Origin of the sequence: uncultured Tenacibaculum sp., from assembly GCF_947494125.1 — a bacterium.
Lineage (GTDB): Bacteria > Bacteroidota > Bacteroidia > Flavobacteriales > Flavobacteriaceae > Polaribacter.
The window spans coordinates 1-13,046 of sequence record NZ_CANLTU010000019.1; the positions used below are offsets into that span (position 1 = coordinate 1).

Annotated in this window: 11 protein-coding genes; 5 read left to right on the plus strand and 6 right to left on the minus strand. The window is 29.6% G+C overall.

Translation table 11 applies throughout. The features are described 5' to 3' along the window. Positions 1–2,681: Calx-beta domain-containing protein (locus tag Q0881_RS17070; protein WP_299162990.1), on the minus strand; the 2,681-nt coding region annotated here is incomplete at its 3' end. A gap of 925 nt (positions 2,682–3,606) precedes the next feature. Here Q0881_RS17070 and Q0881_RS17075 point away from each other — a divergent pair. Both Q0881_RS17075 and Q0881_RS17080 read left to right on the plus strand, forming a co-directional pair. Then, complete coding sequence (locus tag Q0881_RS17075; RefSeq protein ID WP_299162993.1) at positions 3,607–5,073, plus strand: serine hydrolase; 1,467 nt, start codon at positions 3,607–3,609, stop codon at positions 5,071–5,073. A 192-nt stretch (positions 5,074–5,265) separates the two neighbouring features. Next, positions 5,266–6,060: a cation transporter gene (locus tag Q0881_RS17080; protein ID WP_299162996.1), complete on the plus strand. Its 795-nt coding sequence runs from the start codon at positions 5,266–5,268 to the stop codon at positions 6,058–6,060. Positions 6,061–6,157: 97 nt separating this feature from the next. On the opposite strand, the gene holA is transcribed toward Q0881_RS17080, so the two are convergent. Further along, positions 6,158–7,159 (minus strand): DNA polymerase III subunit delta, encoded by a 1,002-nt coding sequence (gene holA, locus Q0881_RS17085; protein ID WP_299162999.1) that lies wholly within the window; start codon positions 7,157–7,159, stop codon positions 6,158–6,160. A 17-nt stretch (positions 7,160–7,176) separates the two neighbouring features. On the opposite strand from holA, the gene Q0881_RS17090 reads away from it, so the two are divergent. Both Q0881_RS17090 and Q0881_RS17095 read left to right on the plus strand, forming a co-directional pair. Next, entirely contained in the window at positions 7,177–7,620 is a 444-nt protein-coding gene (locus Q0881_RS17090) for a type I restriction enzyme HsdR N-terminal domain-containing protein (protein WP_299163002.1), read from the plus strand. 47 nt (positions 7,621–7,667) lie between these two features. Beyond that, positions 7,668–8,666 (plus strand): glycosyltransferase family 2 protein, encoded by a 999-nt coding sequence (locus tag Q0881_RS17095; protein ID WP_299163005.1) that lies wholly within the window; start codon positions 7,668–7,670, stop codon positions 8,664–8,666. A 21-nt stretch (positions 8,667–8,687) separates the two neighbouring features. Here the strand turns inward: Q0881_RS17095 and Q0881_RS17100 are convergent, their stop codons facing one another. Further along, positions 8,688–9,935 (minus strand): hypothetical protein, encoded by a 1,248-nt coding sequence (locus Q0881_RS17100; RefSeq protein WP_299163008.1) that lies wholly within the window; start codon positions 9,933–9,935, stop codon positions 8,688–8,690. Positions 9,936–10,055: 120 nt separating this feature from the next. Between Q0881_RS17100 and Q0881_RS17105 the strand changes: the two genes are divergently transcribed. After that, positions 10,056–11,159 (plus strand): hypothetical protein, encoded by a 1,104-nt coding sequence (locus Q0881_RS17105; protein ID WP_299163011.1) that lies wholly within the window; start codon positions 10,056–10,058, stop codon positions 11,157–11,159. Positions 11,160–11,203: 44 nt separating this feature from the next. On the opposite strand, the gene Q0881_RS17110 is transcribed toward Q0881_RS17105, so the two are convergent. Genes Q0881_RS17110 through Q0881_RS17120 form a run of 3 tightly spaced genes read right to left on the minus strand, consistent with a single transcriptional unit; the run spans position 11,204 to position 13,040 of the window. Continuing rightward, on the minus strand, positions 11,204–11,884 hold the full coding sequence (locus Q0881_RS17110; RefSeq protein ID WP_299163014.1) for a ceramidase domain-containing protein: 681 nt from the start codon (positions 11,882–11,884) through the stop codon (positions 11,204–11,206). A gap of 43 nt (positions 11,885–11,927) precedes the next feature. Beyond that, on the minus strand, positions 11,928–12,548 hold the full coding sequence (locus Q0881_RS17115) for an L-threonylcarbamoyladenylate synthase (protein ID WP_299163017.1): 621 nt from the start codon (positions 12,546–12,548) through the stop codon (positions 11,928–11,930). 3 nt (positions 12,549–12,551) lie between these two features. Then, positions 12,552–13,040 (minus strand): hypothetical protein, encoded by a 489-nt coding sequence (locus Q0881_RS17120; RefSeq protein WP_299163019.1) that lies wholly within the window; start codon positions 13,038–13,040, stop codon positions 12,552–12,554. Between the last annotated feature and the right edge of the window lie 6 nt (positions 13,041–13,046).

Here is a 13,046-nt window from a genome sequence, read left to right on the forward strand (position 1 = left end):
TCATCACCATTAACAAATCCTGAATAACTTGCTGTTAATCCTGGGTTTGCTGATCCATAAGTTTTACTCTTATCGTCAGCTGTTACCGTTAAGGCTGCTTTATTTACTGTTAAAGTTATATCTTTAGTTCCTGATGTATATATTCCATTTGCTGCAACTGTTGCTCTAATAGTTACTGTTCCTACATTTCCTAAGGTTACTGTTTGATTATTAGCACCTGATAAACTTGTTCCATTGGCTGCTCCTATTATTGAATAGGTTATTGTTCCTCCTGAATTTGTAGTGGCTCCCAAATTAAAATCAACATCACCATAAGTTTTCGTGATATTATTGAATGTTATTGTTGGATCATCATTAGTAATGGTTCCTGTTGCTGTTGCTGTTCCTATGACTGTATCAACAGGACTAGATAACGTTACTGTATAACCTTCATCTGGTTCTGCTGTGGTATCTCCACTCACATTAAGTGTAATTACTTTACTTGTCTCTGTTGCTAAAAAGTTTACCGTACCACTTGGTAAGGTTCCTCCAAAATCTGCTGCATTTGCTGGATTTCCACTACTTCCTGTAACTGCATAGTTTACTGAACTAGTACCACTCGTATCTCCTGTACGTGTTACAGTAAATGTATATGCTGTATTTCCTGACGTTCCTTCATTTTTTACAGCATCTGTTGCTGCTATTGAAACTGAAGCATCGTCATTGGTTATAGTAACAGTAGATGTAGCATCTGCTGTTTGAGGTTCTACAGATAAATCATCTAAAATTAACCCTAAGGTTGCTGTAAGCGTTGAAGTAAATAATATTCTAGACGTAGTTCCTGTTGCCGTAAACGAAAAAGTACTTTCTGTATATGCAAACGTAGTGTTTGTTTTGGTTATCGTAGTACTATTTAAATTTGTTATTGTACCTCCATTATTATTTTGAGCTGTTATTGTTCCATTAACCGATGCTGGTGACCCCCCTGCTGTTCTTCTGGAGGTTATAAAACTAACATCATAGGTAGTTCCATTTACCGTTGTAAAATCCTGATAACCTTGAGATAAACAATCAACCTCTAAAACTCTATTAGAAGCATCGCTTCCTCCATAACTTGTTTCTGCATTTACCTCAAATGAAAAACTACCAGTACAATTAGGAGTTCCTGTTACTGTAGTCCATCCTGTAGTTCCATCTTGAAAACCTGCGTTTATAATTAAATCTTTTGTTACTTGAACGGTAAAAGATTTATTAGACTCTACTACAGTATCTCCAATAATTGGAATACTAATAGTACCACTAGTACTACCCGCTGGAATAATTATTCTCGCATTAGCTCCTGGAGCAGTATAGTCTACTCCTGCCATAGCTGTTCCTGGTACTACAGTATAATATATTGTGGTTCCTCCTGTTGGTGCAGGTGAACTCAATGTTACTGTTATATTAGCATTGCTTGTTCCACTATCACCTTCTGCAATTGTTGGGCTAGAAACAGTAATTACATCAGATGTAACTGTTAAATCACCTGGTACATAAGTAATTGCATAATTACTGGATGTAAAGGTTCCCCCTGTAGCTGCTGAAATACCAATCGCATTGGTATAGGTTGCAATAGGATCTGCTGCTGCTTCTCCATCTGCATACGCAACCGTTACTGATCCTATGGTCTCACTATTAACTAAACCGCTTGAAGAAAAATCAGTATACCCTGTACCTCCAGTTAAAGTATTTCCAAATTCTTTATTTTGATTTGTTGCTGTAATTGTTAAGGCTTTTGGGTCTAGAGTTACAGTAATAGGAATATTTGCACTAACACATCCTGTTAAAGAATTAATTACTGTTAATACTGCATTATAGGTTCCTGTAATTGCTGTAGCGGGTACAGTAATTACTATTGGTGATGCTGGTAATGAAGCCGCTGTAACATCTGAAAAGCCTTGCCCCTCTGCTGTTACATCAAAATTTATACTATATTGATTTGGACTATTTGTTACAGCTGTATAAGCTAAATTAACCGAAGTATCTCCATATGTTGCATTAACTCCACTTGATGTAAGAGAAATAGTTGGCGGAGAAACTCCTGTTTCTTGAAGAGAAATATTATCCATATTTACATCACGTCCAGCTCCATCTTCTAAGGCTTCCCAAACTAATGCTAATTGATAATTTGCACTAGAAGCTACCGTAAAAGTATAGGAGTAATTGGTACTAGAATTAGCAACTTGTGTACTTCCTGTACCTCCTGGATTTGTAAAAAACGTGTGAATTGTTTGAACTATACTATTACTATTATCTAATAATACCCATGCAAAATTAACATTTGTAGTTCCTGTATCTTGGAATTGATCTATAGAAAATGTATAATTCGTTCCTGCATTTAAATTAAACGATGTATTATTTTTTAAAAGTACATTTCCAGCTTCTAAATTCCCATCATTATCTACATTAACCTTTAGTCTACCCGTAACACCACTGGTATAAGATGCTGGCCCTGTTATAGGGCTTGTTGGATAACTATCTGACCAATTTGTAGCTCCATTAGTAAAATCTCCATTTACTATTAAGTTACAAGTTTGGCTAGAAATGCTGTTTGAAATAAATATAAAAAAGAGAATAAAAATTAGAGGTTTTATATTAGGGCCTCTTTTCCTTATTTCTTTGAAATTAGAAAACTTACTAAATAGGTAATCTTTTTTTCTCATGTAGGTAAGGTTTATTAATTTATAAAATGTTATTATGTTTTCATGCTTATCTACTTTATGTAATTAAAAAGGGTATTACATAAGTATTAATGTGCTCGTATATTATACAATAGCAACTATTGTATTTGTTTAAAAAGTATCAGATAAAAAAATGTTCGAATATATATTGCTTCCAATAATAGAAGTATTGATTTTAGAAGCTTTTTTTTGAATTAAGTATTTTTTCCCCATATTAAATAGTGTTTTTCCCCTTTAGGAAATAGTGCTTTTCTAATTTAAATTCTTACTAAAATAATAAATAAAAACATATTATACCCATTTATCGTTTTGTTTTAAATGAATTGATAATCTTGTAATTAAGATGATAATACAAATACCTCTCATTTACTAAGCTCTCATTACAAAACCCTAAAAAACTATAAGTTAGCTTCATTTTAAGTCATACAATCTCTTAACATATCTCTTTCATCACGCTCACTTTCTACAAAAAAAAAGTATTCATTAAATAAACAAAGTCATTCATTATTTTTTATCTCTTTTAAATATAATTTTTTTATACATATTTATATGTACTACTTTATAAGTACAATATTATACTAGCTATTAATTCACTCTTTTCGAACTTTAAAATTTACGTCTCAATATTATCGAAAAAACATTTTTCACACTCAAATTACTAGTTAAAAACTAACTTTAGTCCGTTGAACATCAAAAAAGTATCGTTAAATGGTTTTAATAAATAAATCATTTTTAAAATTGAAAGGACAGTACATAAATTAAGTACTTAAAAACGAAAGCTAGAAACCGATTCTAGAAATAAAATATAGATTTAGCTATTGTAATGAATCATATAAAAATGTATCCTAAAAACAATGTAACCTTACTTAATTTTTCATCGTCTAAAAACAAAATTTAGAAATTAATCATGAAGAAAACATTCTTTTTATTCGCAATTATAGGCATACTACAAACAAGTTCTTTCGAATTAAATGCCCAAGAAACTACACAACCAACAAGTCTTTTTTCAAAAATAGATAACTATCTAACTGCTGGAACTAAAAATGGTTTTTCTGGTGCTATTACTGTTGTACGAAATGGAGTAACAATTATTAATAAGGGGTATGGTATTGCCAATAAAGAAACAAATACTGGTATCAATTCTAATACCATTTTTGATATTGGTTCTAATACCAAACAGTTTACTGCAACTGCTATTTTAAAACTAGCTGAATTAGATAAACTAAAACTAACAGATTCTTTAAATACCTTTTTTAAAGATCTTTCTGTAGACAAACAATCAATTACAGTACATCAATTATTAACACATTCTGCTGGTTTTGTAGATGCTCTTGGGCGTGATTTCACTCAAATATCGCAAAAAGACTTCTTTGATAAAGTGTTTTCAAGTACCTTATTATCTAAGCCCGGTGAAAAATATTCGTATTCTAATGTTGGGTATAGTATTTTAGGAAGAATCATTGAGCTAACTTCTGGTCTGCCATACGAAACCTTTCTTAATAAACATTTATTTATTCCTGCTGGAATGCGACAAACTGGGTACCTTCTTCCTAAATGGAATGTAAAAGAAATTTCTAATAGTTATAACAGAGGGATTATAAAAAGTGAATCACCTATTTTTCACTATAAAAAAGATAAAGGAGTAAATTGGCATCTAAAAGCTAATGGTGGAATTAACTCTACTCAAAATGATATGCTACTTTGGTTTAAAGCTTTAAAAACAAATAAAATTTTATCTGAAGAATCCTTTAAAAAACTAATTACCCCCTATATTCATTACTCAAGAGGAAAGTATAAATATGCTTATGCTTATGGTTGGGGTGTTAGAATATTAGATAATAACATTAAAAGAATTGCGCATAACGGTTCTAATGGAGCATACTCTCATTCGTTAATTTGGTTTCCTAAAAAGGACATTTATATTATATATGCAACAAATGCTAATAGTTCTAAAGTAGAATTTACTGCGTATTCTATTGCTAAAATGATCTTAGACAGCAAGTATGTTCCTAAACCGATACAAAACAATGTCTTTTCATTCATCTTTAATTATACCAAACAACATCCTACTAATAAACATAAAGAACTTTTAGCTATTCTAAAAGAAAAATACAGTTCCGACTTTACACATGCTGGAGTATTAAATACTATTGGAAACCTTATCTTAAAATCTAACAAAAATTTAGATTGGGCTTTAAATTTATTTAAAAGTAATGTACAGCTATTCCCTAAAGACGGTAATCTTTGGGATTCTTTAGGTGATGGTTATATGGCTAATAACTTACAAAAAAACGCTATTAAAAGTTATCGAAAAGCAATTGAACTCGGTTATACAAATTCTCAAGAAAAACTTGATAAATTAAATAAGAACTAAACTAATTGTTCTTTTATTAATAATCTTAAGAAACTATTTTACATAGGTTTAAAAGCTACTATTTTAAGTAGCTTTTCTTTTATTACTAGCTTTTTAAGTATGCTATTCGTATTGTTTAATTACAAAGAAACATTCTTCTAAGTATCTAATTTAAAAATGATTATTTTTAAAACTTAATTAGTACCCTATTAAATGAACAAAACAGTATTTGAAATTACTAAAATGGACTGTCCTTCTGAGGAGAATCTAATCCGGTTAAAATTAGAAGGGATTACAAATATTGCTAATTTAGACTTTGACATTCCTAATAGAAAATTAACTATTTTTCATAGCGGAGAAATTGACTTAATTGAAAAATCTGTTTTTGAATTAAATCTTGGTGCAAAGAAAATTTCAACAACACAAACTACTCAAACAACTTTTCAAGAAAATAAGAACCAGAAAAAACTTCTTTGGTCTGTACTTATTATTAATTTTATCTTTTTTATTATTGAAATGACCACGGGGCTTATTTCTAAATCTATGGGACTTATTGCCGATAGTTTAGATATGCTTGCCGATAGTTTTGTTTATGGGATTAGTTTATTTGCTATTGGTGGAACTATTTATAAGAAAAAACAAATTGCTAAACTTGCTGGATACTTTCAAATTATACTTGCTTTTATTGGTTTCATTGAAGTATTAAGGCGTTTTTTAGGGAATGAAAAACTTCCTAATTTTTCAACAATGATTATTATATCTACTCTTGCCTTAATTGCAAATGGAATTTCTCTTTACATTTTGCAAAAATCAAAAAGTAAAGAAGAGATACATATGAAAGCTAGTATGATTTTTACTTCAAATGATATAATTATTAATTTAGGGGTTATAACTGCTGGTATTTTAGTTAATTGGTTTCAGTCTAACAAACCCGATTTAATTATTGGTAGTATCGTTTTTACTCTCGTTATTCAAGGAGCTTTTAGGATTTTAAAACTCAGTAAATAACACTGTATAATTACAACAAAGTAAACTTGTAATTTTTATCCTATTTCTATTAGGCTTTTTATAAAAATTTATTAATAAACCACAGTAAATTCTTCCATTAATGCAAAATTTTAAATAACAATTCTTTTAAAATATCTGCATGCGATTGATTCGCTCCTACACCTTTACTTTTTACATCAGCTTCACGTAATAATGCTATTATTTGTGATACTTTTCGCATTGGATAGTTTCGAGCTGCTGAACTATAATCGTCTACAAAATATGGGTTTACTCCTAAGTTTTTGGCAACAGAAGCTTTCGACTTATCTTGTAATCCATGATACATTAACAACTGTGTAAAAAAACTATTTAAGAGAGAAATAGTCATTACCAACGGATTGTTCTTTGGGTTTTGCGCAAAATAATTGATAATTCTATTGGCTTTTACTACATCTTTTTGCCCTACAGCTTTTCGTAATTCAAAATTATTGAAGTCTTTAGAAATCCCTATATTCTCCTCAATATGCTTATCGGTAATTATAGTTTCTTTTGGTAAAACCGATGTCAGTTTATCTAGCTCATTAGAAATTTTACTTAAATCAGTCCCTAAAAATTCTACCAGCATTTGTGATGCCTTAGGCTCTATATTGTATTTCTTTCCTCCTAAAACTTTACGAATCCAATCAGCTACCTGATTATCATACAGCTTCTTACTCTCATAAATTAAACCATTTTTAGCAATGGTTTTATATGATTTCTTACGTTTATCGAGCTTCTTATATTTATAGTTAAATACCAATACCGTTGTAGGCTGTGGGTTTGCAGCATATGCTTCTATCTTATCAATAGTACGACTTAAATCTTGTGCTTCTTTAACTATAATTACCTGACGCTCTGCCATCATCGGATATCGTTTAGCCGACGATACAATTTCTTCTATAGAAACATCTCTTCCATACATTACTACTTGATTAAATCCTTTTTCAGACTCGTCAAGTACATTTTGTTCTATATAATCAGAAATTTTATCAATATAATAAGGCTCTTCACCCATTAAAAAATAAATAGGTTTAATAGTTCCTGCTTTTATATCTGATATGATGGATTTAATTTCGTTCATTTTCTTACTTTTGAATTATGCAAAAGCTCAATCTTCCTAGCTATACATTCAAGCTCAAAAGTAACGAAAATAAGACGCTTATTTTTGATAATTTGAGAAAAAAATATGTGGTATTAACTCCTGAAGAATGGGTACGTCAACATTTTGTTGAGTTCTTAATAAAAGAAAAAAAATATCCTGTTTCTTTAATTGCTATTGAAAAACAATTGACAATTAATAATAGAAAAAAGAGAACTGATATTTTAATATTTAATTCTAATGGTAAGCCAAATATAATTGTTGAATGTAAAGCGCCTTCTATTAAAATAACACAAGCTACCTTTGATCAAATAGCCCGCTACAACCTTAAATTAGATGCCGATTTTCTTGTTATTACCAATGGCTTAGAGCATTATTATTGTAGTCTAGATAAAGAGAATGAAACTTATGTTTTTTTAAAAGATATTCCTTCCTACAATTAACAAATTATTACATTCTTAAATCACATTAAAAATGTAAGTTTGCAATCTTGAAAACTGCAATCGTCATATTAAATTGGAATGGAAAAAAACTACTAGAACAGTTTTTACCTTCTATCGTAAATTTTAGCTCAGATGAAGCTGAAGTTTATGTTGCTGATAATGCTTCTACTGATGATTCTATACACTTTATAAAACAAAATTATCCTTCTGTTAAAATTATCCAAAATACTACCAATGGTGGTTATGCTAAAGGATACAACGATGCTTTACAGCATATTAATGCAGACATATATTGCTTATTAAATTCTGATATTGAAGTTACACAAAACTGGTTAACGCCTATTTTGAAAGTTTTTAAAGATGAAAAAAGTACTGCTATCGTACAACCTAAATTATTAGACTTTAAAGACAAAACTAAGTTTGAATATGCTGGTGCCGGTGGTGGCTTTATTGATTTATATGGCTATCCATATTGTCGTGGTAGAGTTTTTAATCATTTAGAAACCGATAACGGTCAGTTTAATGATACTACTACTATTTTTTGGGCTTCTGGAGCTTGTTTATTTATACGTTCTGAAGTATACCATCATTTAAATGGTTTTGATGAAGACTATTTTGCCCATCAAGAAGAAATTGATTTATGTTGGCGTGCTCAAAATGAAGGTTATACTATTAAATATGTTGGTAGTTCAACTGTTTTTCACGTTGGTGGTGCCACTTTACAAGAAACTAACCCTCATAAAACTTTTTTAAACTTTAGAAACAGTTTATTAAATGTTGTTAAAAACGTTCCAAAACAATGGTTTTTGTTTGTTATTTTTTCTCGTTTAATTTTAGATGGTATTGCTGGGCTTAAATTTATACTTGAATTAAGACCTATACATACTTGGGCTATTATAAAAGCGCATTTTAGTTTTTATAAAAACTTTTTTAAATTTTTAAGTAAACGTAGAGTTCTTCAAAAAAAGTCCAACTATAATTTACATACGTCTATTGTTTGGCAATATTTTGGCTTAGGAAGAAAAAAGTTTGAGAATCTTCGCTAAATTTATTTAAAAAAACTTCTACTAAAGATCTAATATTTTATTCTCTTGTAAGTCGAATAATTTAAAATCTTTAACTTCTCCTACTCCTTTAAATTTAAAACGTACTCCAACTATATCTCCTATAGATTCATTATAAGTATTTGTATAAATTTCTATTTCATCTATATAAATTTTTACTTTTTTATTTTCCGTAATAACTTTTATCTTTCTAAATACAGACAAATCTGTTCCAAACACAGATAAGTCATTCTTTTTTCCATCTAAAAAAACATTGCTTAGCATTAAACTTATTTCTGAAGCACATCCTGAAATAGAAAATGGAATTAAAAAAGCACTCTTAGTTCCAATGATGATTAAAGTTGTTTTTTGGCAAACACCCCACTTTTCATTAAACGTACTTTTAATTGAACTTTCTAATTGAAAATTATCACCAGAGAAATCTCCTAAATCATTTACAAAATGAAAAGTAGATGTTACAGGTTCTTTATTTAAGCTAATTTCATCAAATACTCTTTTTGAAAATACTAATTTGTCTTTGTTCTTTATTTCCGATTGCTTAAAATATTTAGGTATTGGTTCATAGTCTATCGTTCCCATCCAACCTTTTGACTTTATAAATAAATCGTGTTCTTTAACAATCTCATTATCTATCAATAATTTTGCCCTAAAATAACCTGGATAATAATACTGTCCAATAGCTTGTGCTTGGCTTTTGTCTATTTTTATGGTTTTCGAAGTATCCCAATATTGTTGAATTAAAATATTATCAGAATCTATTTCTTTTAAATCGAAATCAAATACTACAGAATTAGGCAAACCTTCTACTATTGGCTTGCTTTTAAAAAGTACTTTGGAATAATCTTTAACTTCAGCACTTCTGTTATTAGACATAGAAAATATTGACAAAAACAAGACAGCTATGATAAAAGCTGAAAGCATTATTACTCTAATGTTTGTTATAAAAGTTCTTTTAAAATGTATCTCTTTTTTTCTTGGTTCTTTATTTTTAAAATCTCGCCAGTTTAAGTATCCTGCAAATTGAGCCAAAGCATTTAAAGTACTTATACTTGGTGCACTATTGTAATTAACTTTACCCCAAACTCTTTTTAAGGTAGTTGAACTCAATAACACTTTTGTTTCATCTTGGATTTTTTCGCTTAATTCAATAAAAACGTCATTATGCCATAAATTGGAATCGCCCCAGTTTAATTTCTCTTCTATTAAACTCAAACACTTCTGTACTTCTGTATGTTCTTTATATTTATTCATTTAAAACAAAAATCACTAAAAAATACCACTTGAACAACTATGAATGAACTTGAACCTGTTTGTTTCTTTCTGATAAATAGATTTTTAGACTTTTGAACCTCACTTTATTCTTTTGAAATCATGAATTCTAAACTATCTATCATCTTTTTATTTTTTGTGAATATAATTTATAGTCAAAATTATATTCCTATTGATACTACAAACTGGGACATAAAAGCAAAAGCTTATCTTATAGAAAACTATAAAGGTAAAAACGCTATTTATTTACAAGCCGGTTCTATAACCCTTAAAAATAAAACGTTCTTAAACGGAACCATTGAATTTGATATTTTTTTAAAAGAAGAAGCTGCTTTTCCTGGTGTTTATTTTAGGACTACCAAAGACTTGAATTCAGAACAATGGTATATAAGACCGCATTTATCGGGGAAACCAGATGCAAATCAAGCCGCTCCAACTACTAAAGGAATAAGTCCTTGGCAACTATATTTTGGGAAAAAATATTCATTTCCTTATAAGTATAAATTTGATGATTGGACACATGTTAAACTCGTAATAAACGATAACAAAGCGCAAGTATTTTTAGACTACTCTGATAAACCTAATTTGTCTTGGAACTTATTTAATCCAACTCAAGAAGGAGGAATTAGTTTTAGAGGTGGTAACTCTAGTGGTTTGCATTTAGCTAATATTAAAATAACTCCTAAAAAAACCAAGATTATCGATTTTACTCCATTAAAAAGAGCTTCTATTAAAAATCTCATTTCTAAATGGAAGGTATCTAATAAATTCAAAGAAAAACAACTTGATAATTTAGTAAACTTTGAAAAGCTTCTAAACTCAAGAAAATGGATTGGCACTACTGAAGTTGAAGAAGGAATTGCTGCTAATATTTCTAGAGTAGTGCAATTAAGAAACGGAAAACCAGGAAATACTGTTTTTGCACAGATTGAAATCTATTCTGAAAAGGCACAAACTAAAATTTTTGAATTTGGCTATAGCGATAGAGTTGTTGCATTTTTAAATGAGAAACCTATTTACAAAGGAACTAATAAATGGAGATCTAGAGATTATAGATACTTAGGAACTGTAGGCTTATTTGATGCTATTTACTTACCTCTTAAAAAAGGAAAAAACACATTAATAATGGCTGTTTCTGAAGACTTTGGAGGCTGGCTAATTACTGGGCGGTTTAAAGACAATAACCTAATTAAAATTATAGATTAATGGCTTAAAAATTCTGATTTGTTATATATAACAAATCAGAGTTTTTAAACTAGCTCTTCTTCATCTTTGTATATATAAAATAACAAAAAGAATACGGAAATTCCACCAAACAAATGCCACAACCAATGTGTTCCCATAGGTAATACTATCATTAAATTATCTAAGGTTCTAAAAAATACAGCTATTAAAAATATAACACATGCTAATACCATTAATTTTGCATGTTTCCATTTAGTTAAATATAAATACCAAAAAATTGGTCCGACTAACGATACTGCTGTGAGCAAATAATTAACGGATGAATTGTACTTTTCTGGAATTGGTAACATTCTTGGCAAAACAGATAATACAATAATTATCGTTATAATTAGTAAACGAGGTTTCCATTCTTTTTTTATTTTAAAGATAAAGTAAATCACTCCCATCAAACTCAATAACATAATAGGTACCCAATCTAACATTATCCAAAATTCATGACTTCGAGTTGCATGGTAAACTGTTCCTCCAATCCAACTTATAAAAATAATAGGCAAACTACTTAACAAGAATAAGTGCTTTCTTTTACTTTGATATATTTTTTTACTCAAGTAAAATATAATCGCTAAAAAAACTAAATTGCTAAAAGTATTAAAGGGTTCTACAGGTATTCTTCCTGCTAAAGTTTCTTGGTAAATAGGACCGCTATCATTTGGAAATTGTTGAAGTAAACAGTAATTAATTATCATATAATATCTTTCTATCTACAATATACAAAAATGATAAGTTACTTTACAAAACGTCTAAACTTCCTTTACCTTCACGAATTACTTCTGGTTCTCCCTCTGTTAAATCGATGACTGTAGATGCATAATTATCTCCATAACCACCATCTACCACAACATCAACTAAATTTTGCCATTTTTCAAAAATTAACTCTGGATCTGTGGTGTATTCTAATACTTCATCCTCATCATGAATAGAAGTTGATACTATTGGGTTTCCTAAAGCCTCTACAATAGCTCTCGCTATATTATTATCAGGTACACGAATACCTACTGTTTTTCTTTTCTTAAAAACTTTAGGTAAAGAACTACTTCCTGGTAAAACAAAAGTATAAGGACCTGGTAAGGCTCTTTTTAAAATCTTATAGGTAGCTGTATCTATTTGTTTCACATAATCTGACAAATGACTCAGATCGTTACAAACAAATGAAAAATTAGCTTTATCTAATTTAATTCCTTTAATTTTTGCTATTCTTTCAAGTGCCTTAGTGTTGGTGATGTCGCACCCCAATCCATAAACAGTATCTGTAGGATAAATAACCAAGCCTCCTTTTTGTAAAACTTTTACAACTTTTTCAATCTCTTTAGCGCTTGGGTTATCACTATATAATTTTATGAATTGTGCCATACTTTAGTAATTATCAAAATCGAAGTCATCTAAACTTTCGAAATCATTAAACTCATCCTCTAAGTCTTTTGATAAATCATCAGCTTTAAATTCTTTATCTGGTGCTTCTGCTGGTATTTCACCCACTGATAAAATTGTTTTCGATTCATTAATAACATCGTTAGACTGCTCTATTATTTCAACATAGAAAGTCCACATTTGTAAAAAATCATAAACATAAATAAGCTTATCATTATTATTAGGTAATGTTTCATTTAAAATACAAGTAGCCATTGAGATTCCTTCTCCAGCCTCAGCCATATTAAATAAAGGAATTTCCTCCCCTTGGTTCCAGCTTTCATCAGTACGGTAAAAAGATGCCATTTCTTGTCCATCAAAACCAAATGATTTTGATATATCAAAGTGTAAATTTTCTAACGATTTTACTTCGTTAACCAATAAGGTTCTAATTACATCTTCTTCTGTATCTAAAATTACTCGTACTTTATACATTCTATC

Bases quoted from the DNA above. Each gene is read 5' to 3' on its own strand.
- Q0881_RS17120 (WP_299163019.1), bottom strand. From the start codon at position 13,040: ATGTATAAAGTACGAGTAATTTTAGATACAGAAGAAGATGTAATTAGA.
- Q0881_RS17080 (WP_299162996.1), top strand. From the start codon at position 5,266: ATGAACAAAACAGTATTTGAAATTACTAAAATGGACTGTCCTTCTGAG.
- Q0881_RS17105 (WP_299163011.1), top strand. From the start codon at position 10,056: ATGAATTCTAAACTATCTATCATCTTTTTATTTTTTGTGAATATAATT.
- holA (WP_299162999.1), bottom strand. From the start codon at position 7,159: ATGAACGAAATTAAATCCATCATATCAGATATAAAAGCAGGAACTATT.
- Q0881_RS17090 (WP_299163002.1), top strand. From the start codon at position 7,177: ATGCAAAAGCTCAATCTTCCTAGCTATACATTCAAGCTCAAAAGTAAC.
- Q0881_RS17075 (WP_299162993.1), top strand. From the start codon at position 3,607: ATGAAGAAAACATTCTTTTTATTCGCAATTATAGGCATACTACAAACA.
- Q0881_RS17115 (WP_299163017.1), bottom strand. From the start codon at position 12,548: ATGGCACAATTCATAAAATTATATAGTGATAACCCAAGCGCTAAAGAG.
- Q0881_RS17100 (WP_299163008.1), bottom strand. From the start codon at position 9,935: ATGAATAAATATAAAGAACATACAGAAGTACAGAAGTGTTTGAGTTTA.
- Q0881_RS17110 (WP_299163014.1), bottom strand. From the start codon at position 11,884: ATGATAATTAATTACTGTTTACTTCAACAATTTCCAAATGATAGCGGT.